The organism is Aliiroseovarius sp. S253 (genome assembly GCF_049800855.1).
In the GTDB taxonomy this organism is placed as follows: Bacteria; Pseudomonadota; Alphaproteobacteria; order Rhodobacterales; family Rhodobacteraceae; genus Aliiroseovarius.
The window spans coordinates 1195397-1218371 of sequence record NZ_JBNAFW010000001.1; the positions used below are offsets into that span (position 1 = coordinate 1195397).

Genomic DNA, 22975 nt, shown 5'->3' on the forward strand with positions numbered 1-22975 from the left:
GTGGAGATCTCAAATCTCGTCGCGCTACAGCAACAGCCAGATGTCCTTTATTTGAATGGTGTTCCGAGTGAGTTGCCAAGGTGGGCGTCGATTGAAGACCGTAAAGAGCATGTTCGGGCGCGCGTCGACGCGACCGCCCTTGCCGGAATGACGGCAGAAGAACTGCATGTCTACTTTGCGCGTCACCGCGTAGACGCGACCCAATCATGGAACCGACAGCAATCGATGCTCGGCCGCGTGTTAAACCGTCTTACCGTGTCACGTCCCGGTTATGCGAAGGTCAGCGGGCGCGTGCTTCGGCAGCTTTATGATGCGCTGGGTGTGCAGGCAGACGAGGTCTTTACGGCAAGTGCAGAACTGTATCTACGTGCGGACATCGTTGGCGAGATCGCCACCCTTATTAAGCCTAAAGGAGCAGATCGGTGAGCCGTGTGTATCTGGATTGGAACGCCACGACGCCTTTACGGGCCGAGGCCAAGGCCGCAATGATCGAGGCGATGGAGCTTGTGGGCAACCCGTCTGCGGTTCATGCAGAGGGGCGTGCTGCAAAAGGGCTGATTGAGCGGGCGCGAAAGGATCTGGCAGCTGCGTTGGGGGCTGAAGGAGCGGACATCATCTTTACGTCCTCCGCGACCGAGGCCGCAGCGCTTGCTTTGGCAGGGCGGGAACTGTCCTGCGCTGGAATCGAACATGATGCAGTGCGGTCTTGGTGTCAGGAAGACTTGGTGATTGACGGGCAGGGCACCGTCGACGTTCCAACTCCCGCGCAAAGCACATTGCAGCTTGCCAATTCTGAAACTGGGATCATTCAGACACTGCCTGAAGGGTTGTTGATGACGGATGCGACGCAAGCCTTCGGGAAGATCCCGTTTGCATTCAACTGGTGCGGGGCGGATATGGCGATCGTTTCTGCCCACAAGCTGGGCGGGCCTAAAGGTGTGGGTGCCCTGATCGTCAAACGCGGTACTGACATTGAAGCGCAGATCAAAGGGGGCGGGCAGGAGATGGGCCGCCGCTCGGGCACCGAGAACGTTATCGGGATTGCGGGGTTTGCCGCGGCAGCAGTGGCCGCTCAGAAAGATTTGGAAGCCGGAACCTGGTCGAAGGTCGAGAAACTTAGAAAGATTCTAGAAAACACCATTGCGGAATCGGCGAATAAGACTATTTTTGTCGGGAAAGACGCGAACAGGCTTCCCAACACATCGTGTATCGTCACTCCGGGCTGGAAAGGTGAGACACAGGTGATGGTGATGGACCTGGCCGGATTTGCGGTTTCCGCAGGTTCGGCCTGTTCATCCGGGAAGGTGAAAACCAGTGCTGCTTTGGCGGCAATGGGATTTGACCGGGATCACGCGGGATGCGCTTTGCGCGTCTCGCTTGGCCCTACGACGAGTGAGGATGAAGTCCAGGCCTTTGCACAGGCCTGGCTTCGCGAACATGAGAAATTTCGGGCGCGTGGCCGCTAGGTTGCGTGGACTCGACTGAAAGGAAAACATGGCCGGTGTTGATGAACTGATCGCCAAAGAAGGCGTTGAAGAGGAAACCGTCGAGGCGGTGAAATCCCTAGCCGGGACATACAAATACGGCTGGGAAACCGAGATCGAGATGGAATACGCCCCCAAAGGCGTGAACCCCGATATCGTCCGACTGATTTCCGAAAAAAATGACGAACCCGAGTGGATGACCGAATGGCGTCTCGAGGCGTTCGCGCGGTGGGAAAAGCTGGATGAGCCCAGCTGGGCGCTTCTGAATTATCCGGAAATCGATTTCCAGGACCAGTATTACTATGCCCGTCCGAAATCGATGGAAGAAAAACCCAAGTCGCTGGATGATGTAGATCCTAAGTTGCTGGAAACATACAAGAAGCTGGGTATTCCGCTGAAAGAGCAGATGATCCTTGCCGGCGTCGAAGGTGCCGAGGATATGCCCGCCGAAGGCCGCAAGGTTGCCGTTGACGCGGTGTTTGATTCAGTGTCCGTGGGCACGACCTTCCAAAAAGAGCTGAAAGAGGCGGGCGTCATCTTCTGCTCGATCTCGGAAGCGATCAAGGAACACCCGGAGCTGGTGAAGAAGTACCTGGGCTCCGTGGTTCCGGTCAGCGACAACTACTATGCGACGCTGAACTCGGCCGTCTTCTCGGACGGGTCGTTCGTTTACATTCCGCCCAACACGCGCTGCCCGATGGAGCTGTCGACCTATTTCCGCATCAACGCGGAAAACACCGGCCAGTTCGAACGCACGCTGATCATCGCCGATAAAGGCAGCTATGTCAGCTACTTGGAAGGCTGTACCGCACCTCAGCGTGACACCGCGCAGTTGCACGCTGCCGTGGTTGAGATCATCATCGAGGAAGACGCCGAGGTGAAATACTCGACCGTTCAGAACTGGTTCCCCGGTGATGAAGAGGGAAAGGGCGGCATCTATAACTTCGTAACCAAACGCGCGGATTGCCGTGGCGACCGCTCGAAAGTGATGTGGACGCAGGTCGAAACCGGTTCGGCTGTGACGTGGAAATACCCGTCCTGCATCCTACGCGGGGCCGAAAGCCAGGGCGAGTTTTACTCGATCGCGATCACGAACAACTATCAGCAGGCCGATACCGGCACGAAGATGGTGCATCTGGGGCGTGATACGAAATCGCGGATCGTTTCCAAAGGGATTTCGGCGGGTAAGGCACAGAACACCTATCGTGGTCTTGTATCGATGCACCCGAAAGCCAAGAACTCGCGCAACTATACGCAGTGCGACAGCTTGCTGATCGGTGACAAATGCGGAGCGCACACCGTTCCGTATATCGAAGTGAAGAACAACTCGAGCCGCGTTGAACACGAGGCGACCACATCGAAGGTGGACGAAGAACAGATGTTCTATTGCCGCCAGCGGGGCATGGACGAAGAAGAGGCCGTGGCCCTGATCGTCAACGGCTTTGCCAAGGAAGTGCTACAAGCCCTGCCGATGGAATTTGCCATGGAAGCTCAACAGCTTGTGGCGATTTCGCTTGAAGGGTCGGTGGGGTAATTAATGCGCTCAGGACTGGATAAAGACCATTCTGAACGTTTGCAGGTTGGTCCGGGCGTATGGGCTTATGCCCGCCCTAGCGATGCCTCGGTATTGAAATATGGAGCAATGTTCGCGATCTGCTTGGGACTGTTTGGTGGATTGTTGGCTATGGCGATGATCCCATCCAGAGATGGCTTCATTTCATTCATCGCAGGCTATGGCGGCTTCGGAGTTTTTGGGATGCTCATTGGGCTGATCTTTGCAGGTCATAAGCAGAACAAGACGCTAGCAGAGAAGTTTAGAAAATGATCATCACCACCACCCCTTCAGTCGAAGGACAACCGATCACCAAATATTACGGCATCGTCACGGGCGAGGCCATTTTGGGCGCGAACATCTTCCGCGATTTGTTTGCGCAGGTGCGCGACATCGTAGGCGGGCGTTCGGGCGCATATGAAGTTGAACTTGGCAAAGCGCGACGTACAGCACTGGCCGAGATGGAAGAACAAGCGACCGCTATGGGCGCAAATGCAGTCGTGGGCGTGGACCTCGACTATGAAGTGATAAACAACATGTTGATGGTGTCGGCTTCGGGCACGGCTGTCACTGTTTCGTAAGGACGATAAAATGCTGAAAATCAATAACCTGCACGTCAAACTTGAAGAAGAGGATAAGCAAATCCTCAAAGGCGTGGATCTGGAAGTGCCTGCGGGCAAAGTGCACGCGATCATGGGGCCGAATGGCTCGGGTAAGTCGACCTTGTCTTATGTGCTGTCGGGCCGTGACGGCTATGAAGTGACCGAGGGTGACGCGACGCTGGATGGTGAAGAGCTGTTGGACATGGAACCGGAAGAGCGCGCAGCCGCCGGCCTGTTTCTGGCCTTCCAATACCCGGTCGAGATCCCCGGCGTGGGCAACATGACCTTCCTGCGCACTGCAGTGAACGCTCAGCGCAAAGCGCGCGGGGAAGAGGAAATGTCCGCGGCTGATTTCCTGAAGTTCATCCGTGCAAAGGCGAAAGATTTGAAGATCGACGCCGATATGCTGAAGCGCCCCGTGAACGTGGGTTTCTCGGGCGGTGAGAAAAAGCGCAATGAAATCCTGCAGATGGCGATGCTGGAGCCTAAGATGTGCATCTTGGACGAAACAGATTCGGGTCTGGACGTCGATGCGATGAAGCTGGTGTCGGAAGGCGTGAACGCGCTGCGTGACGAAGGTCGGTCTTTCCTTGTGATCACCCACTATCAGCGTTTGCTGGACCACATCAAACCCGACGTGGTGCACATCATGGCTGCTGGCCGCATCGTAAAATCGGGCGGGCCCGAGCTGGCGCTGGAAGTTGAACATAACGGCTATGCCGACATTCTGGCGGAGATCGACGCATGAGCACCGCTGTGAAAACGCAGGCAGGTCAGATCGGCGCCGATGCGCGCCCGGCTTCAGGGGCTTGGGCTTCGGATGCACGGTCAGACGCTGCAAGCCGCTTGGCTGCGATGGGGTTGCCCACGCGCCGGGATGAGTATTGGAAGTGGACCCGTCCGGACAGCCTGATTTCGGCGGAACCTTCATCGGCTGAAGTCTTCGACAACGAAGGCGAACCGCTGGTTTTCCACGAGATCGATCGTCTGAAGCTGGTCTTCGTGGACGGTGTGTTCGATGCGGATGCCTCGGACGCACTGGAAGGTGAAGGGCTTGAAATCGAACGCCTTACGACCGCCGCCCAGAAGGATATTCATTGGGCCAAGGATCTGTACGGCGTGCTGGAAACTGCCGGTCAAACCCCAGTGCAGCGTCCGCTTGCCGTATATAACTCGGCGATGGCGACAGATGGTGTCGTGATCCGCGTAACGGGAACGCCCTCGCGCCCTGTGTCGCTGATCTATCGTCACGAAGACAGTGCTTCCGACGTGATTTTGCACCACGTGATCCAAGTGGAAGAGGGCGCGACTCTGACCCTGTTGGAAAACGGTGCGGCCGCGGCACGGTTCAATCAAGTGACCGAGGTTGACGTGGCTAAAGGGGCTCAGTTCCACCACGTGCGTGCGCAGGGGCGTGACCACGACCGTCAGGCAGTCACCCACATTTTTGCCCGAGTGGACGCCGAGTCGGTGTTCAAAAGTTTCACCATGACGGTGAATGGTAAACTGACGCGCAATGAATGTGTGATCGACATCATCGGGGACGACGCTGTAGCGCATATCGCTGGCGCGGCACTTGGCGATGGGGCCGAGAACGAATTCCATCACGATGATACCGTGTTCATCACCCATGATGCGGTCGCTTGCGAAAGCCGTCAGGTCTTTAAGAAAGTTCTGAAGAACGGCGCCAAGGGCGTGTTCCAAGGGAAGATCCTTGTAAAGCCGGACGCGCAAAAGACTGATGGCTATCAGAAGTCTCAGTCGCTTCTTCTGGATGACGACGCGAGCTTCCAAGCCAAACCCGAGCTAGAGATCTACGCCGATGACGTGATCTGTTCTCACGGCTCGACGACGGGTGCGATCGACGAAGAGGCTCTGTTCTATCTGCGCTCGCGTGGCGTTCCGACGCCAATTGCGACCGACCTTCTGGTGTTGGCCTTCCTTGCCGATGCCATTGAAGAGATCGAGGACGAAGACATTGCCGCCGAAGTCACCGGGCGTCTGGACGCTTGGCTGGCACGTCGTCGCGGCTGACCTGAAGGAGGGCGCCAGTGTCGGTCCTGCAAGATATGGTGCAAACCTATCGTAACCCTCGCGCGGTGTTTCGCCGCCGCGTTGGGGATGGACGCCCACGTGAAGATCGTGCGCTGGCGGTCCTGATGTTCGCTTGCGCGCTGGTCTTCGCCGCCCAGATGCCGCGCTTGGCGCGTCAGGCGCATGAAACCGGTGAAGAGCTGAATATGCTGTTAGGGGCCACCCTGTTGGGGTGGCTCTTCATCATGCCCTTGGTGCTGTATGCGCTTGGAACGATAACCCACGTGATCGCGCGGGTTTTTGGCGGCAAAGGCAGCCCCTATTCCGCACGTTTTGCATTGTTCTGGGCACTTCTCTGCGCCGCGCCGATCTGGCTTCTTTGGGGGCTTGTGGCGGGGTTTATCGGGCCGGGCGTCCAATTGTCGCTGGTGGGGCTTCTGGCCCTTGTGGTGTTTGTCCTGTTCTGGTCTATCAATCTGCGCGAGGCTGAACGCGCCCCGACAGAAACAAGCAAGGCAGAGTGATGCAGTTCACCCCCGGATACCTGTTTGGAATGGCGCTTCAGACTGTGCCAGAGCCGCGCAAAGTTGCGCGTGATTTGTTCAACCTAGGTCTAAGCCGTGAAACACTGTGGACAGCGCTTCTTTTGATGGTGGTGCTGGCCACTGTCATGGGTGTCGTGGCCGACCTAATCTTCCCGATTGATGCTCAGCTTATGGGGCCGATCTTGTCCAGCCCGATCCTGCTTGGCGTGGTCGAGGGCGCATTCATGTTTGGGCTGAGTGTGGCGATCTATGCGATTGGACGAATGATGGGTGGGCAGGGCAGTCTGGAAAATGCCATCATGACCGTTGTCTGGATGGAGTTCCTGTTTCTGGGTTTGCAGGTTCTGACCGTGGTCCTAACGTTGATCGCACCGGCGATGGCTGCTCTGCTACTCTTTGCATCGGTCTTTCTATTCTTCTGGGTGCTGACACATTTTACGGCGGAGAATCATGGGTTCCAGTCTACTGGGCTCGTCTTTACGTCGATCCTGATTTTCTTGGTGTTGGCGGTGTTTGCCCTGTCCTTTATCCTGGTGCTTCTTGGGGTCGAACCCATCGAAATACCCGCTCAATGATCGGAGCTGATCATGTATGACATCGATAAAATCCGCAGCGATTTTCCGATCCTGTCGCGAGAGGTGAACGGTAAGCCGTTAACTTATTTGGATAACGGGGCGTCGGCGCAGAAGCCTCAGGTGGTAATTGACGCCATTACGCGCGGCTATGCGGAAGAGTACTCGAACGTGCATCGCGGGCTTCATTACTTGTCGAACCTATCGACAGAACGCTACGAGGCTGTGCGCGGGATCGTGGCAAAGTTCCTAAACGCAGGCTCCGAGGAAGAGATCATTTTCAACTCGGGTACGACCGAGGGCATCAACCTTGTGTCCTATGCCTGGGCCGCGCCGCGGATGCAGGCAGGTGACGAAATCATACTGTCCACTATGGAGCATCACGCAAACATCGTCCCGTGGCACTTCCTGCGCGAGAGGCAAGGAGTGATCCTGAAATGGATCGATCCTGAGCTTGACGGGTCGCTGGATCCCCAAAAGGTTCTGGATGCGATCACGGATCGCACCAAGCTGATTTCTGTCACGCAGTGCTCGAATGTGTTGGGCACGGTCGTTGATGTGAAAGCTATCTGCGCAGGCGCGCGCGCAAAAGGCGTGCCGGTTCTGGTGGATGGCTCGCAAGGGGCTGTGCATATGCCGGTGGATGTGCAGGACATCGGCTGCGATTTCTATGCCATTACGGGTCACAAGCTCTATGGCCCGTCGGGATCTGGCGCGATCTATATCCGCTCGGATCGTCAGGCCGAGATGCAGCCCTTCATGGGCGGAGGTGACATGATTAATGAGGTCACGAAAGACGCGGTGACCTATGCCAAGCCACCTCTGAAATTCGAGGCTGGAACTCCGGGGATCGTTCAGACCATCGGTCTGGGCGCGGCGCTTGAATACATGATGGATCTGGGCATGGAAAATGTCGCAGCTCATGAGGCGTCACTCGCTGCTTATGCGGCCGAGCGGTTTGCCGGGTTGAATTGGGTGAACGTGCAGGGGCACGCGCCGGGCAAGGCGGCGATCTTCTCTCTGACCATGGACGGTGCGGCGCATGCGCATGACATCTCGACTATCTTGGACAAGAAGGGCATTGCCGTGCGGGCAGGGCACCATTGTGCCAAACCATTGATGGAGCATCTGGGCGTGGCAGCTACAGCGCGGGCGTCCTTCGGGCTTTACAACACGACCGAAGAAGTTGATCGGTTGGTTGACGGGCTGGAGCTGTGCCACAAGCTGCTGGCGTAAATGAACGGTGGCTCACTTCGTGAGCCTTTGGGGGCGTTGCCCCCGCCTGAGGCCTAGCGGGCCTCAGACTCCCCCAGGATACTTTTGGTAAGAAAATAAGTGGTTTGAGCTATTCGTCTGCTTTGATCAGGCCAAGTCCGCGAAGATAAATGCCGATACCGCTTTCCAGAAGCTCTTCGGGTGGGAACGGGCTTTTCTGGCCGGGACTGCCACGCCCGAACAGTTCGACTACGCCGTGGCTCATGGCCCAGATATGGGCGCTGACCATACGGGCAGGCGGGCGTTTTTCCTCCGGCATATTCTCGGTCAGTTTGGATGCTGCCTTTTCGAGCACGCCCATCGCGCGATTGGCGACCAAGGCCAAATCCGGCGAGCGATTGACCGAGATCCCGCTTTCGAACATCGAGATATAGTGGCCTGGATATTTCCGTGCAAAGGCCAGATAGGCGCGGCCCGTCGCCTCGAAGCTGGCCAGTGCTGAAGGTTGCCCTTTGTCATAGGCATATTCCATCAAATCCGCGAAGATTTCATAGCCTTGTCGGGCAGCTTCAGCGATCAAGTCCTCTCGGCCGGCGAAATGGCGATAGACCGCGGCTGGCGTCACGCCGGCCTGTTTGGCTGCCTCGGACAGGGTGAACCCAGTCGGGCCTTTCTCTTCGATCAGGGCAAGTGCCGCATCGACGAGAGCCTGACGAAGGTTGCCGTGGTGATAGCCGCGCTTAGGCATTGCTACCATCATTCCAAAGTTCAGGCCCACCGCAGATTTGATCATCGGGCGCGCTGGCGACGTTGCTGTCTTTCCCAGCGTAATCTACCTCTTGCAAGACGGCTTTCAACGCAGCCAAACGCGCGCGTTTCTTGTCGTCCGAGCGAATGACTGTCCACGGAGCCATTTCGCGATGACTGCGGTCAAAGGTTTCTTGAATGGCGTCGGAATAGGCGTCCCATTTTTTAAGACCCTCTACGTCGATCCAGCTGAGCTTCCATTGCTTCAGTGGATCTTTCTCACGAGCCAGAAAACGGCGCAGTTGTTCGGCTCGCCCCACGTTCAGCCAGATTTTTACGAAATGGATGCCTTCATCGACCAACATATCCTCGAACTCGGGAAGTTGGCGGAAGAAGGCCTCGCGTTGAGCGTCTTCGCAAAAGCCAAAAACCTTTTCGACCACGCCGCGATTATACCAGCTGCGATCGAAAAGCACGATCTCACCTTCTGTTGGTAAGTGCTTGATATAGCGTTGGAAGTACCACTCTCCGGCCTCACGATCCGACGGTTTGGACAGGGCCACTACATGCGCCACACGGGGGTTCAGGTTTTCACGAAAGCGCTTGATCGTGCCGCCTTTGCCAGCTGCATCGCGACCTTCGAACACCACGACAACACGCTTGCCTGTTGCCTTAACATCCGCCTGTAGCTTGACCAGTTCTAGCTGGAGCGCCTCGATTTCGGCCTCGTAGATGTCTTTGTCGATTAGCTTTTTGTACGGATAGCTTTCGGACAGAATATTTTTCTTGGATGCGCCTTTGATGGCGTCGCGCACCGCATCGGGGGCGGTTTTGCGAAAGAACTCCGAAATGGCTCCATCAAATGGCAATGACATAGGCAAACTCCTGATTTCACACCAATATGGGGGCCGAGGGCGCGTTTGGCAATCGGCTTAGACGCGGCGATCCTTCACGGCCATGCCGATCTGATTGATGTCATACGGCGTGGTCATATACATTTCCGAGATCCAGTTCTGATAGAGCAGATGCGCATGGCTGCGCCAGCGGTTCTCGGGCGGGCGTGTGGGATCATCGTCAGGATAGTAGTTCATCGGCACGTTGATCGGCGCACCCTTGGCCACATCGCGATCGTACTCGCCCTTCAGGGTCAGATCGTCATACTCGAAGTGATTGAAGATATAGAGCGCGCGATGGGCCTTATCCTCGATCAGGCAAGGGCCGGTATCGTCCGAACCCAGCAGAGTTTTCAGCCCAGTGGCGGCGTCCACCTCGTCTTGCTTCATTTCCGTCCACCGGCTGACCGGGACCACACAGCTGTCGGAAAAACCGCGTAGGTAGGGCGAGGCGGGGACCATGTTTTTCTGTGGGAAACAGCCAAACGCCTTGGCATCCAAAATGTGTTTCTTCACACCGTGGAAGTAATAGATCATTGCCATTCCGCCCCAACAAACGCCAAAGGTGGAGTGCACGTTGGTTTGGGTCCAATCAAGGATCTTGGTCAACTCGTCCCAATAAGTAACTTCCTCGAACGGAAGATGCTCGATCGGGGCGCCTGTGATGATCAGACCGTCGAACTTCTGATCCTTAACGTCTTCCCAAGACTGATAGAAGGCACCGATATGGGCCTCGCTCGTGTTCTTCGAGGTGTGCTCTGAAGGTCGGAGCAAGGTCAACTCCGTCTGTAGCGGGTGCGAGCCGATCAAACGTGCAAACTGAGTTTCCGTCTCAATCTTCTTGGGCATCAGGTTCAGAAGGGCAATCCGCATAGGACGAATGTCCTGCTTGGCCGCCTGATCTTCGGGCATGACCATCACGCCTTCGTCCTTCAGCACATCTACGGCTGGAAGAGTCGAGGGGATCTTGATGGGCATGGAACCGGTCCTTTTTAAGTTGAGGTAAGGGGTATAGATGGGGCGCGATCAGCGCGCGTCAATGGCTTCGGCGATCATGCGATCGAAGTCCTGCGGAGACTTGATCTGCGCGACTTCATGCGCACAGAGGGACACACCATAGCGTGCCATGTGTTCATAAAGTGGCTGGCGATGATCAAGCGCTTGCGCATAGGTCCAGCGAATGAAGGTATCAGGATCAACGTCACCTTCTTCGATGTTGAATTTGCTAAGATAATTGTCCCAAACACGTTTCAGAAACTCTGGCTGGTACGCCATCGGTTTGGGCGCTCGGTCAAAACGTTCGACCAGCTTTTGCGTATGAGCTTCATCGCCCCTTAGCCACACCAGAAGGCAATGTTTGCTAAGGTCGGCCAAAATGGGGTCGTGTTCACCAAGTGCGGGATCGATCCATTCGCAAATCGAGCCACCACTGTCACAGATGAAATGAGGATAGCCATAGATGCGCTCGGCCCGGTCGATGAAGGCGGATGTGTCCATCAGTGCCGAGATTTCGGCCGCTTTGAATTGATCCTGACGGCGGCGATATTCGTTGATCGGCAGACCACCTTTGTCGGTGTCTCCTGGTTTGCCCAGATAGGTCGCAACGGGTGTCAGGTTTTCAAAGCTGATCTTTGACGTGATACGGATCGAGTCCGACATCAGAAGTTCGCGCAGGAAGGGGACCTTCATTGCTTCGGCTTTGAAGTTGTCGGCAATATGTTCGCCCATGTAACGGGTGCCGATGCGATAATCGATTGAATAGTGGAACCAGTCGCCCTGATCGCGCAGTAGGTTGGACAGATACGTCTTCCCAAGCCCGGACATGCCGAAAAACAGCACGCGTTTATGCGGGGCGTTTTGCCAGTCCTGAGCGGTTTGATAGATCATCTGCAACCTCGTTTCGTTCAGCCTTTGGTAATGGGCTGCGCGGGGCGGGTCAAACCCTTAGCTTCAAAAGAAAACGCCCCGCGCAAGGGCAGGGCGTTTCCTTATCTGTATGACTTGGGTTTAGAAACCGATGCCAATGCTAACGCCAGCGGACAAAGCGTCGCCTTCAAACGGTACGCCGTTTACGACTTTTTCGCTGAATTTTGTATAGCGCACGCCACCCGAGATCTTGATGTTCTCGTGGGTATAGGTTGCACCAAGGCCGATGGATTTGGAGCTTCCGGCCGGGGCCAGGAATGTGGTTCCTGTCTCGGCACCTTCCTCATAGCCCAGCATCAGAGCAACGGACCAGTTGTCATTCAACTTGCGGCCGATACCCAGTTCATAACTGGTGACGTCGTCGACGAAGTTCACCCAGTTCACGTCGTTGGCTGCGCCCGGTGCAACATCGCCCAGGGTGCTGGTCGTATCAAGCGAGATGCCGTCATATTTTGCATGACGGATCGAACCAAATAGCAACGTGTTTTGTGCGATGCCAGTCTGGAAATCCAGGTTGAACGCTTCGGGCATCGACACGGTTCCGGCGGCTGCGGTGGAAACACCTGCCGGGAAGAACGGGTGTGCCCCGGGCGGAAGCGCGTGGGTGCCTGTGAGCTGGTGGTCAATGCCACTGAAATAGGTCAGTGCGACACGCAGAGCGATTTCCGGTTTCTCGTAAGCGACGCCAGCGACGCCACCCCATTCACGTTCACTGTCAGCCTCAAGCAAGCCCGACGCGGTGAGAACCCGGCCCGAGATTTTCTGAGAGAAAGCACCACCGTGAACCGAGAAGCCATTGCCCATTTCATAGCGCAGGATACCTGTGATCTGCGAGCTATCGATGAATGCAAACCCACCGGCAGCGGGACCGTCGACATATTGAATGTCAGCGCCATAGGGCTGATCCCAAATCAGCGCGAAGCTCAGCTTTTCATTGAACTGATGCTTGTAACCGAACGAAAAGGTCGAGAAATCAACCGCCGATTGGCTGGTCGAGGTGAATGGACCGACAGCAGGCGCCGTAATGTTCGGGCTGACATTGGCAAAGCTGAATTTGAAGTAGTTGCCTTCTTCAAAAAGCACGCCAATATCCTGCCCGGAACGATCGATCCCAGCCTGTGCGGATGTTGCTGCGGCGGTCAACGCTGCGGCAAGCGTTAAGGTTTGTTTCTTCATGTCTCCTCCCTGGGACTTTTTATTTCAGCCGTCTCCTCCGATGCGGCGATATTTTGAAAGGGTATTTGGTGGGGTCTTACCCGGTCAATCTTTACCTGAGGTCATGTGACGTCAGGTCGTAGATTGTCCAAGCAGCGATGTGGAATTGACACGGTTTCGGTGAATTTATGTGCGTTTCCATACGTTTGATAGCTTAGGTCAAGGGTCTTCGTTCAGACAGTCGGATGCTGAAAATGTTGGCTGCGACGATGATCAGGCCGCCGACAACCAGCGCCAGTCCGATGGGCTCGTCATAGAACACGGCCCCTGCGAGGGCGATCAGCGGCAGGCGTGTGAAGTCTATGGGGATGACAACAGATGCAGGGGCAAGCGACAAAGCCTGCGTCAGGCAAGTATGCGCCAGCAGTCCTGCGCAACCGATAACAAAGAGCCAAAGCAGGTTCAGCCCGTGCGGAATGGCTATAGATCCGTCAATGCCGGCGAAGATTATGCCAAACCCAAGCTGCATACTGGTCAACCAGAACAGGATCGACAGGGTTGAGTGTGTTTGGGTCAGCTTGCGCGTGAAGACTGCTGTAAGAGCAAAGCAGATGGCTGACAGGGCTGCGGTCAAGGTGCCTGTCGCCGTTGTTGGCTCCACCAGTGTCGGCGCGGTGATGATCAGGATGCCCAAAAATCCGCTGGCAACGCACAGAATTTGCGGACGTGTTAGGCGTTCACCCAAAAGGAACGGGGCGAGGAAGACCACCCAAAGCGGAGAGGTGAATTCTAACGCAAACACTTGTGCCAAGGGGATGAGCGTTAGCGCATAGAACCACAGATTCTGCCCCGCGAAATGAGCGAGGTTACGAGTAAAATGTAGCCCAAGATTTTGGCGCGAGACCATGTGCCAGCGACTGGTCAGGGTCAGGACCGCCAGAATGATGCAGAGCCCGACGAGTGAGCGATAGGTCATCAACTCGAACGTATCCAACTGCAGGCTCACAGTGCGCCCCGCGATCGCCATGACCGAAAACGACCCAATGGCACCTGTCATCCAGATGGCTGCGCGGGCAGTTGGGGTCACGAAGTGACCTCGGTAATCGTATAGTGGCGCGGGATGCCTGCGGTGATCTGCGCCCAGTCAGAGGCTTTCATGCGCTCCTGATGTGCATCAAAAGATGCGCGGTCCGTAAACCGCTCCGAGACATTGAAACGGCCCGGCTGGCAGCGTTCTTCGACCACCAAAAAAGACAAGCAGCCGGGTTCTGCACGAGTGAGAGTAATATGAGCGGGCAAAGCCGCACGTACGGCCTCAAGCCGGTCTTCTGGCACATCGATGTGGCCAGTCAGAACGATGTTGCGTGTCTGTGTCATGCCCTAAGGGCTAGCAAGCAAGATACAGGTTGGCGAGAGGAAAAAGAAAACGCCGCCCTGATGGACGGCGCATTTGTGATTTTTGCTTCTGACCTTCAGGCAAAGCCTTCAGGTGTTCGCACCTAAAATCAGTTCACTGGACTGATTTTTCCTTTCGGTTCGGTGCTCACTCCCATTCAATCGTGCCCGGAGGCTTCGAGGTCACGTCATAAGTGACCCGGTTGATGCCTTTGACTTCGTTGATGATGCGTGTCGCGGTTTCACCAAGGAATTCGTGGGTGAACGGATAATAGTCCGCCGTCATCCCATCAACGGACGTCACAGCACGCAGCGCGCAGGCATAGTCATAGGTCCGTCCGTCGCCCATGACACCGACGGTGCGCACGGGCAGGATGGCCACGAAGGCCTGCCAAATCTCGTCATAAAGGCCATGCTTGCGAATTTGGTCGATATAGACCGCATCAGCCTCGCGCAGAATGTCCAGCTTGGCGCGGGTAATCTCGCCGGGGCAACGGATCGCAAGACCCGGTCCGGGGAAGGGGTGGCGACCAATGAAGCTTGCGGGCAAGCCCAGCTCACGCCCCAAGGCGCGTACTTCGTCCTTGAACAGCTCGCGCAGCGGCTCGACCAGTTTCAGACCCATCTTTTCAGGCAGCCCGCCCACATTGTGGTGCGATTTGATCGTGACAGAAGGTCCGCCCGAGAAGCTAACGCTTTCGATCACGTCCGGATAAAGCGTGCCTTGGGCCAGGAACTCGGCGCCGTCGATTGTGTCGGCGTGTTTCTGGAACACGTCGATAAACAGCTTGCCGATGATCTTGCGCTTGGTTTCTGGGTCGGACTGACCGTCCAGCTCGCCCAAGAACAGGTCTTGCTCGTCCGCGTGAATCAGCCGCATGTTATAGTGGTCGCGGAACATGGTGACGACCTCTTCGGCCTCACCTTTGCGCAGAAGACCGTGGTCGACGAAAACACAGGTCAGCTGATCGCCAATCGCTTCGTGAATCAGAACCGCCGCGACCGAACTGTCAACGCCGCCGGATAGGCCACAGATGACTTGTTTGTCGCCGACCTGTTCCTTGATCTGGCGAATGGCTTCCTCGCGATAGGCACCCATGGTCCAGTCGCCTTTGAAGCCTGCCAGTTTCACGAACTGTTCATAGAGCTTCGCGCCGTTCGGCGTGTGGTGCACTTCCGGGTGGAACTGCACGGCATAGAAGTGGCGTTCCGTGTCCGCAGTGATCGCGAACGGTGCGTTGGGCGAGGTGCCATAGACCTCAAAACCCGGAGCGATTTCAGAAACATGGTCGCCGTGGCTCATCCAAACTTGTTCGTCGCCATCCGCAAACCAGCCGTCCAGCAGGTCCAGCTTGCCCTTTTGGGTGACATAGGCGCGGCCAAATTCGGCAGTGCCGTGGCCGCTTTCGACCTTGCCGCCCAGCTGGGTCATCATGGTCTGCTGGCCATAGCAGATGCCCAAAATCGGCACGCCATAGTCGAAAATTTCCTGCGGTGCGCGGGGCGATCCTTCGCGCGTCACACTGTCGGGCCCGCCCGAGAAGATCACCGCTTTCGGTGCCATCTCGCGCACGAACTCCATCGTGACGTTCTGATAGGGGTGGATTTCACAATAGACGTTCAGCTCGCGTAGGCGGCGCGCAATCAGCTGCGTCACCTGGCTTCCGAAGTCGATGATAAGAAGGCGGTCATGGCTCTGATCTGTCATGTTGATCGATTAGGGCAGGGGGCGGGTTTGCGCAAGCCCCAAGCCGGCCGCGAACGGTGAAATCCGACCATGTTCATCCGACAAACTGCACCATTGGCCCGTTCCGGCGCGAAAACGGTCGCATTTGCCGCATCGCAAAGCCCGCACAGGGCCGACACTCGAAAAAAAGAGGTAACGTGCATGACACCCGAAGCCATCACATTAGATATGGCCGCCATCAACATGACTGCAGCGGTGATTTTTGGCGCGCTGGTTGGGTCCGAACGACAAGTGCGTCAGCGTATGGCCGGGCTGCGGACCAACGCGCTTGTTTCCCTCGGGGCGGCAGGATTCGTTGTTTTTGCTGCGCTGTTCCCACATGAAGTCAGCCCAACACGCGTTGCAGCGCAAGTAGTGTCCGGCATCGGCTTTTTGGGCGCTGGTATCATATTCCGCCACGGATTTACTGTTCACGGGCTGAACACGGCTGCGACTTTGTGGTGTTCGGCCGCCATTGGTGTCATGGCCGGTGTAGGAGCCATTGGATTCGCCGCTTTAATGTGTGGGCTGATCATTTTCGTGAACCTTGGCCTGCGCCCCTTGGTGAAATTCCTGAAACGCAAAACCCGTGCGGGCCAGCCGTTGCTGTTGGAGTTCCGTTTGTGGGTTTCGTGCCGTTCAAAGCATGAAAATAAGGTTCGATCGACTATCGTGCACAAGTTGGCTTTGCCGGGACTTGCTGTAGTCTCGATTGATGCGACGGAAAACGGTGAAGAAAGCACGCTCGAAGTTTTGGTAAATGTAGAAGACAACAGTGACAGCTTAATCAAAACTGCTGTTGCCCCCTTGATGCTGGACCCAAATATCCGCTCGCTTTCGTGGGAAGCAGCCAACGACGACTGAAAACTGACGCGGCAACAGGTAAAAAACGTCAAAACTGTCGGAATGTCGTTTTTGCCTCTGCATGGCCGTTTGGGGACAGCTTTACGTGCCGCGCTGACCTATCAAAGATGCAACAGGACAAATTGGAGGTTTCCCATGGCTGAGGCTCGAACACGCCGCCGTGGTGGCGGAGGTGCCGCCCGTCGCGCTGAACGCACTGCTGTCAGTTTTGAGTGCGCAAAGTTCATCACGCGCAATATCCCGAATCTTGAGATCCTCAATGAAGAGGCGATGGAGATTATAGAATACAACGCGGAAACCGTGCTGGAAGAGATCGGCGTTAACTTCGTCGAGAACCCAGCAGCGCTTGAGCGTTGGAAAGAAGCCGGTGCCGACGTAGACGGCGAACGCGTGCGTATACCGCGTGGTCTGGCGCGTGAGCTGTGCAAGACGGCTCCGTCCAGCTTCACTCAACATGCGCGCAATCCGGAGCGGAGTGTCGAGATTGGTGGCAAGAACCTGGTTCTGGCCCCAGTCTATGGCCCGCCCTTTGTTCGTGACGCAGATGGCGGTCGCCGTTACGCCACGATCGAGGATTTCCGCAACTTTGTACGTTTGGGCTATATGTCCAAATGGTTGCACCATTCGGGCGGAACAGTTTGTGAGCCGACCGACGTCCCGGTGAACAAGCGTCACCTGGACATGCTGCATGCTCACATGACGCTGTCGGACAAGCCTTACATGGGCTCGGTCACTGCACCTGAACGTGCACAAGATAGTGTCGACATGTCCGGCATTCTGTTCGGAAAAGACTTCGTGCAGCAAAACACTGTGATGACGTCTCTCATCAACATCAACTCGCCGATGCAGTTCGACGATGTGATGATGGGTGCACTGGAAGTGTTCGCAGCCAACAACCAAGCCTCGATCATCTCGCCCTTCATCGTGGGCGGCGCGATGGCACCGGTTTCGGTTGCGGGGACGCTGACACAGGTCCTGGCCGAGGTTCTGGCCGGTGTGGCCTATAGCCAGCTGATCCGCAAAGGCGCGCCGGTGATTGCCGGCACGTTCGTAAGCTCTATCGACATGAACTCGGGCGCGCCGACCTTCGGCACCCCGGAAGCAGCCAACGTGACCTATGGTGCGGGTCAGTTGTTCCGCCGTCTGGGTCTGCCATATCGTTCGGCCGGGTCGTTCAACGGCTCGAAATTGCCAGACGCGCAGGCGGCATATGAGACTGCAAACAGCCTGAACACCGGCCTTCTGTCTGGTGTGAACTTCATGCTGCACTCGGCCGGTTGGCTAGAAGGCGGGCTTGTGTCGTCGTTCGAGAAGTTCGTGATGGATGCCGATCAACTGGGAGTGCTGCATGGCATCGCCAAGGGTGTCGAAGTGGATGTTAATGGACAAGCCATGGACGCGATCCGCGAAGTTGGGCCGGGCGGACACTATCTGGGCTGCGATCACACACAGCAGAACTTCAAATCGGCATTCTGGCGGTCTGAGCTATTGGATTACAAACCATACGAGACCTGGGAAGAGGAGGGCGCGCGCGATACGCAGGCGCTGGCCACCGAGAAGGTCAAGAAGATGCTGTCCGACTATCAGGAGCCCACGCTGGATCCCGGAATTGCAGAGGGTCTGAAGGACTATATCGCCGAGAAGAAAGCATCGATGCCGGATGCGTTTACCTGACGCAACGGGCATCCACAAAGGTTAATCAATCGGAAAGGGGGCTTAACGGCCCCCTTTCATTTTTGCGTTTCGTACAGGGGATTATACTTGATGCGGACTGCGCGGAAGCAGCTGCAGCTCGGCCAACAGGGCAATCAGAATTTCCACATGACGGGCGCAAGAATATGATGCATCCCCGGACTTTCGCGTCTCTTCCAGTTGCGCTTCAGCCATAAGCAAACCATCCACAGCTTGCGATGGTGAAGGGATCGCAGTTGTTTTCATAAGCTTTTTCAAATCCTTGTCGCGATTATATTCGCTCAGACCAAAACGTGCGGCGCGTACCAGAAGACGGGGGCGGCGCAGGGTTTTCAGCATGTCAGTGGTTGTTGTCATTGTGGCCTCGCTGTTTTGATTCAGCGACATCATTACTCAACCTAAAGGGGTGTTGCGTTGCCTGATAGGCGTACGCCAGCGTTAACAGTTGTTATCATTTCAGAAACTAGTGTTGAGAAGTGGTGGCAAGGTTAACGAACCAGTAACCATAACTGGATAGGTCTGTTCGGCTCGATAACAACCGGAGGTTGCGCGGTCGAGAGGTTCGGTACGTGCCACGGTGTTACAATCTGGAAGGGGCGTAGATGCACAACTCAATCGGGACAGAGATCAACTGCAAATCCATCATCAATTGGTTGCCCAATGAGGTTCACACCTATCTGAAACATACAGAGGAAGGTGAATCCATCCGTGCCATTGCACGCGGTATGGGTGTACACGCGTCAACAGTGCTCAGGCAGGTACGCAAAACCGAAGCCCGCCGAGATGATCCGTTGGTGGATTCTCTGTTAACGCGGTTGGGGGATGAATTGCGCGAAACCTCGGATCATGCAGAAGCGTTTTCCTTTCATAACGCGGCCGATGATCCGATGACCCCACATCTGACCCGCGTGTTGCGTGCCTTGTTGGCACCTCGCACCAGTTTGGTTGTTGGGGACGGTGTCGAAACAGCGGTGGTTTTGAAAACCAGCGCAGAAGGGGAGCCGACTGCTGTCGCCAAAGCTCCTGTAAGCGTGGTCGAGTTGATGGCGCTTCTGGAATGGATCAAGGGGGACGCGAAGGGGCGTGTCGTTCGTTATCAGATCACGCAGGCGGGACGGCAGGCGTTGAATAAACTGCTGGCGCAGCAGGAAACGCTTGCCACGGGTTTTGCAGAAAGCCAGGTCGGATTTTTGACGGGGTCGAGCAACTCGCGCAATCCTAAAGCCCGAACCATGCGCCAGAAACCGCGTTCGGCAGGGGCTGAGACCCCGGTTCGGGTGCTGGCGCGAAAGCGTGGCAAGGAGAAGCCTTATCTTGATGCCGATCTTGTGATGGCGGCAGAGCGCCTGAACCGGGATTTCGCGCTTGGCCAGTTCGAGCATTCTGAAGCGCAGAGTAATTGGTCTGCGTGGACGCGGGATGGGAATGTGTCATGTTCGAAGGCTCCGACAGGCCATCGATCGGACCGCAAACTTGATGCGCGCCGCCGTTTTACCATGGCGATCAAGGCCATTGGTCCGGAGCTTTCAGAACTGGCTGTTGCGGTTTGCTGTCACGAAAAGGGGATGGAATGTGTCGAGAGTGAACTTTCGATGCCAGCGCGTTCTGGCAAATACATGCTCAGAATTGCCCTGAAGTATCTGGCGCGTCACTACGACAGCCAGCCCGGAGAGGACCATGAACTGATCTATTAAGTCGTTGTTAGATCGACAAGGGATTGGTGACGACCTGAATATCGATGCCCGGACAGGACTGGGTGATTTCGTTGATGATGATTTGCGGATCCGGCAATTCGGGCACCAGCACATAGTACCTGCCCGAAAACCCCGCTTTTGCAAGTCTTTGACTGATCTCGAGACAGTCAAGAGATCCGCAAACAAACAGCGACACAACGATATCCGGGGCAAGATCCGCGATCTGCTTGTCATCAAGCCGCTCGAACTTACTGCAAGGCATAAGTATTTCCCGCTCGGATACATCATCCAAGCTCGCCAACTCTTTGGCGGGGCCCAACAATAGAATCTTTGATTGTGGCTGCACGGCCTGCTTACTCTCGATGCGATAAGTTGTTTTTCAGTTTTCTTAATCTGGGTAGAACCTGAGCGAAAGCAAAAATAACTAAATGGAGTAGTGCAAGGCCTAAAATGCTACCTAAGGTGCAATGGAAATCACAGATTGACCCAAGCCGGGTGACAGGTCATGTCTTGCGAGACCGCTGAACAGACGATCTGGCGAAAAGGCAGGACAGGAAATGGTTGCGCGCAATATGCTGGATGCATTGCCAATACCGGCGATTTTCATCGGCGAAGACAATCGCATTCGCCGCTCGAATAAGAAAGCTCAGGATTTGCTGAATATGCGGATCGATGGGCGCCACTATGTCACTGCCTTGCGTCAACCAACGCTTCTGGATCACATCGAAAAAACCATGGTTGAAGGTGTCGCGGGGCAGGTTAGTTTTATTCACACCGAAGCAGGACGCGATGTGGTGTACGAGGTTCATTTGGAACGTGTCGTCACAGATCGGGACACGGAAAACGGTGTGCTTTTGTCCTTTATGGATGTCAAATCGCAAGAAGAAGCCGGTCAGATGCGATCGGATTTCGTAGCGAATGTCAGCCACGAGTTGCGCACCCCTCTCACGGCGTTGACTGGATTTATTGAAACCCTGCGTGGACCTGCTCGCGATGATGCCGAGGCCCGAGATCGGTTTTTGGGCATCATGGAGACCGAGGGCAAGCGTATGAATCGGTTGGTCGCCGATCTTCTATCGCTTAGTCGCGTCGAGGATATGGCACGCATTCGCCCTACCGACAAAGTGGACATCTGTGCGGTGCTGAATTCCGTGCGCAATGCGTTGTCTCCAACGGCTGATGCACGGGGCGTTTCCGTGTCCATCGAGACAGAGCTTGAGCCGCCGGTTCTGGTTGCAGGCGATCTGGATCAACTGGCACAGGTCTTCACGAACTTGATCGAGAACGCGATCAAATATGGCCGAAGGGATGGGACGGTATCTGTCATGGTCTCTCGGATGCCGATGCTGCCGGCCTTTAAAGGCTCTGCGATATGCGTGTCAGTGAAAGATGATGGGCCGGGCATCCCGGGGCATCACTTGTCACGATTGACCGAACGGTTCTATCGCGTCGACAATCATCGTTCGCGGGAATTGGGCGGGACCGGGTTGGGGTTGGCAATTGTGAAACACATCATCAACCGACATCGCGGACGTTTGCGAATTGAAAGCGACGAAGGGCAGGGCAGCAAATTCACGGTCTTGCTGCGCGACGATCAATGAATTTGTGACCATCTGGTGATGGCGATGAATTCCGAAAAACGATCAGGTTTTTTGCCGAAAATAGCCAATTGTCACACGGCTGTTACAATACATTCACAAAAGCTTTGATCAGCGACGTTAGGACGGCGCCATGACGTCCAAGGGGCGTCACAATGTTCAAACAGGAGATATCCATGTCCTTCGTGAAACTGACCGCCTCTACTCTGGCGATCGCTGCCGTTTCCGCCACAGCCGCTTCCGCCCGTGATCAGGTGCAGGTTGCAGGTTCCTCAACCGTTCTGCCCTACGCTTCGATCGTTGCCGAAGCATTCGGTGAAAACTTCGACTTCCCGACCCCCGTTGTTGAATCGGGCGGCTCCTCGGCTGGTCTGAAGCGCTTCTGTGAGGGTGTCGGCGAAAACACCATCGACATTGCCAACGCATCGCGCGCCATCAAGGACAAAGAAATCAAAGCTTGTGCCGAAGCCGGCGTGGCCGACATTGTCGAAGTCCGCATCGGTTATGATGGCATCGTTTTTGCAAGCCAAATCGATGGCCCGGACTTCTCGGCTTTTGAGCCCGCCGACATCTACAACGCTCTGGGCGCTCAGGTGATGGTTGACGGCAAGCTGGTCGACAACGCGCACAACCAGTGGGCTGACTTCAACGCCAACCTGCCGGCTGTTGATATCGCGGCCTTCATTCCGGGCACCAAGCACGGCACCCGTGAAGTGTTCGAAGTGAAGGTGATGGAAGCTGGCTGTAAAGCCACCGGCGCTTACGACGCGTTCCTGGCTGTTGCTGAAGGCGACGACGACAAAGCCAAAGGCAAAGCCGCTGCCAAGATGTGCTACCACGTGCGCACCGACGGCAAATCGGTTGATATCGACGGCGACTATACCGAGACGCTGGCCTCGATCGACGCCAACAAAGACGGCATCGGCATCTTCGGTCTGGCGTTCTATGAAAACAACACCGACACGCTGAACGTTGCCACCATGTCGGGTGTCGTACCCTCGACCGAGAGCATCGCAACCGGTGAATACCCGGTGTCGCGTCCGCTGTATTTCTACATCAAGAAAGCCCATATCGGCGTGATCCCCGGCCTGAAAGAGTTTGCTGAATTCTTCGTGGCTGACGAGATTGCAGGTCCTGATGGACCGCTGGCCGAGTACGGTCTTGTTGCTGATCCGGAACTGGCTGCGACGCAAGCTGCTGTTGCTGATGAAGCTGTACTGACCAACTAAACCACTTCGGTGGCGCGGGGCAGATCGCCTTGCGCCACCATTCCCTTTCCGC

Annotated in this window: 25 protein-coding genes; 15 read left to right on the forward strand and 10 right to left on the reverse strand. The window is 56.0% G+C overall.

Translation table 11 applies throughout. The features are described 5' to 3' along the window. The 10 genes from ACP15F_RS05885 to ACP15F_RS05930 are packed head-to-tail and all read left to right on the forward strand — an operon-like array spanning position 1 to position 8025. A complete protein-coding gene (locus tag ACP15F_RS05885; RefSeq protein WP_424939891.1) occupies positions 1-426 on the forward strand; it encodes a hypothetical protein in 426 nt (141 codons plus the stop codon). Further along, entirely contained in the window at positions 423-1466 is a 1044-nt protein-coding gene (locus ACP15F_RS05890) for a cysteine desulfurase family protein (RefSeq protein WP_424939892.1), read from the forward strand. The genes ACP15F_RS05885 and ACP15F_RS05890 overlap by 4 nt, the downstream gene beginning before the upstream one ends. A gap of 28 nt (positions 1467-1494) precedes the next feature. Beyond that, the gene (sufB, locus tag ACP15F_RS05895; RefSeq protein ID WP_424939893.1) at positions 1495-3018 is read left to right on the forward strand and encodes a Fe-S cluster assembly protein SufB; all 1524 of its coding nucleotides are present in this window, start codon (positions 1495-1497) and stop codon (positions 3016-3018) included. Positions 3019-3021: 3 nt separating this feature from the next. Then, positions 3022-3309: a hypothetical protein gene (locus ACP15F_RS05900; protein ID WP_424939894.1), complete on the forward strand. Its 288-nt coding sequence runs from the start codon at positions 3022-3024 to the stop codon at positions 3307-3309. After that, positions 3306-3617, forward strand: a complete 312-nt coding sequence (locus tag ACP15F_RS05905; RefSeq protein WP_424939895.1) for a heavy metal-binding domain-containing protein — start codon at positions 3306-3308, stop codon at positions 3615-3617. Before ACP15F_RS05900 ends, ACP15F_RS05905 begins: the two co-directional genes overlap by 4 nt. 10 nt (positions 3618-3627) lie before the next feature. Continuing rightward, on the forward strand, positions 3628-4386 hold the full coding sequence (sufC, locus tag ACP15F_RS05910; RefSeq protein ID WP_298906281.1) for a Fe-S cluster assembly ATPase SufC: 759 nt from the start codon (positions 3628-3630) through the stop codon (positions 4384-4386). Next, positions 4383-5672: a Fe-S cluster assembly protein SufD gene (sufD, locus tag ACP15F_RS05915; RefSeq protein WP_424939896.1), complete on the forward strand. Its 1290-nt coding sequence runs from the start codon at positions 4383-4385 to the stop codon at positions 5670-5672. Before sufC ends, sufD begins: the two co-directional genes overlap by 4 nt. 17 nt (positions 5673-5689) lie before the next feature. Further along, positions 5690-6196: a YIP1 family protein gene (locus tag ACP15F_RS05920; protein WP_424939897.1), complete on the forward strand. Its 507-nt coding sequence runs from the start codon at positions 5690-5692 to the stop codon at positions 6194-6196. Beyond that, positions 6196-6792, forward strand: a complete 597-nt coding sequence (locus ACP15F_RS05925; protein WP_424939898.1) for a YIP1 family protein — start codon at positions 6196-6198, stop codon at positions 6790-6792. Before ACP15F_RS05920 ends, ACP15F_RS05925 begins: the two co-directional genes overlap by 1 nt. A gap of 12 nt (positions 6793-6804) precedes the next feature. Further along, a complete protein-coding gene (locus tag ACP15F_RS05930; RefSeq protein WP_424939899.1) occupies positions 6805-8025 on the forward strand; it encodes a cysteine desulfurase in 1221 nt (406 codons plus the stop codon). A gap of 109 nt (positions 8026-8134) precedes the next feature. Here the strand turns inward: ACP15F_RS05930 and ACP15F_RS05935 are convergent, their stop codons facing one another. The 8 genes from ACP15F_RS05935 to guaA form a co-directional block, all read right to left on the reverse strand. Continuing rightward, entirely contained in the window at positions 8135-8752 is a 618-nt protein-coding gene (locus ACP15F_RS05935; protein ID WP_424939900.1) for a TetR/AcrR family transcriptional regulator, read from the reverse strand. Then, positions 8745-9626: a polyphosphate kinase 2 gene (ppk2, locus tag ACP15F_RS05940; protein ID WP_424939901.1), complete on the reverse strand. Its 882-nt coding sequence runs from the start codon at positions 9624-9626 to the stop codon at positions 8745-8747. The genes ACP15F_RS05935 and ppk2 overlap by 8 nt, the downstream gene beginning before the upstream one ends. 57 nt (positions 9627-9683) lie before the next feature. Next, positions 9684-10622 (reverse strand): homoserine O-acetyltransferase MetA, encoded by a 939-nt coding sequence (metA, locus tag ACP15F_RS05945; protein WP_424939902.1) that lies wholly within the window; start codon positions 10620-10622, stop codon positions 9684-9686. A gap of 48 nt (positions 10623-10670) precedes the next feature. Continuing rightward, on the reverse strand, positions 10671-11531 hold the full coding sequence (locus ACP15F_RS05950; RefSeq protein ID WP_424939903.1) for an ATPase: 861 nt from the start codon (positions 11529-11531) through the stop codon (positions 10671-10673). Positions 11532-11651: 120 nt separating this feature from the next. Further along, positions 11652-12746, reverse strand: a complete 1095-nt coding sequence (locus ACP15F_RS05955; protein WP_424939904.1) for a hypothetical protein — start codon at positions 12744-12746, stop codon at positions 11652-11654. A 193-nt stretch (positions 12747-12939) separates the two neighbouring features. Next, positions 12940-13812 carry a DMT family transporter gene (locus ACP15F_RS05960; protein WP_424939905.1) on the reverse strand — a complete coding sequence of 291 codons (873 nt, stop codon included), beginning with the start codon at positions 13810-13812 and terminating at the stop codon, positions 12940-12942. Then, positions 13809-14102 (reverse strand): putative quinol monooxygenase, encoded by a 294-nt coding sequence (locus ACP15F_RS05965; RefSeq protein WP_424939906.1) that lies wholly within the window; start codon positions 14100-14102, stop codon positions 13809-13811. Before ACP15F_RS05965 ends, ACP15F_RS05960 begins: the two co-directional genes overlap by 4 nt. 166 nt (positions 14103-14268) lie before the next feature. Then, complete coding sequence (guaA, locus tag ACP15F_RS05970) at positions 14269-15828, reverse strand: glutamine-hydrolyzing GMP synthase (protein ID WP_424939907.1); 1560 nt, start codon at positions 15826-15828, stop codon at positions 14269-14271. 180 nt (positions 15829-16008) lie between these two features. On the opposite strand from guaA, the gene ACP15F_RS05975 reads away from it, so the two are divergent. Next, on the forward strand, positions 16009-16710 hold the full coding sequence (locus ACP15F_RS05975; protein WP_424939908.1) for an MgtC/SapB family protein: 702 nt from the start codon (positions 16009-16011) through the stop codon (positions 16708-16710). Positions 16711-16845: 135 nt separating this feature from the next. After that, positions 16846-18384 carry a trimethylamine methyltransferase family protein gene (locus ACP15F_RS05980; RefSeq protein WP_424939909.1) on the forward strand — a complete coding sequence of 513 codons (1539 nt, stop codon included), beginning with the start codon at positions 16846-16848 and terminating at the stop codon, positions 18382-18384. A gap of 81 nt (positions 18385-18465) precedes the next feature. On the opposite strand, the gene ACP15F_RS05985 is transcribed toward ACP15F_RS05980, so the two are convergent. Continuing rightward, positions 18466-18759, reverse strand: coding sequence for a DUF6477 family protein (locus ACP15F_RS05985; protein WP_424939910.1), 294 nt, complete (start codon positions 18757-18759; stop codon positions 18466-18468). A gap of 245 nt (positions 18760-19004) precedes the next feature. Between ACP15F_RS05985 and ACP15F_RS05990 the strand changes: the two genes are divergently transcribed. After that, a complete protein-coding gene (locus tag ACP15F_RS05990; RefSeq protein WP_424939911.1) occupies positions 19005-20096 on the forward strand; it encodes a DUF6456 domain-containing protein in 1092 nt (363 codons plus the stop codon). 7 nt (positions 20097-20103) lie between these two features. Here the strand turns inward: ACP15F_RS05990 and ACP15F_RS05995 are convergent, their stop codons facing one another. Beyond that, positions 20104-20358: a hypothetical protein gene (locus ACP15F_RS05995; protein ID WP_424939912.1), complete on the reverse strand. Its 255-nt coding sequence runs from the start codon at positions 20356-20358 to the stop codon at positions 20104-20106. A gap of 295 nt (positions 20359-20653) precedes the next feature. Between ACP15F_RS05995 and ACP15F_RS06000 the strand changes: the two genes are divergently transcribed. Further along, positions 20654-21697: an ATP-binding protein gene (locus tag ACP15F_RS06000; RefSeq protein ID WP_424939913.1), complete on the forward strand. Its 1044-nt coding sequence runs from the start codon at positions 20654-20656 to the stop codon at positions 21695-21697. Positions 21698-21870: 173 nt separating this feature from the next. Next, positions 21871-22923, forward strand: a complete 1053-nt coding sequence (locus ACP15F_RS06005) for a substrate-binding domain-containing protein (protein ID WP_424939914.1) — start codon at positions 21871-21873, stop codon at positions 22921-22923. The last annotated feature ends 52 nt before the right edge of the window (positions 22924-22975 follow it).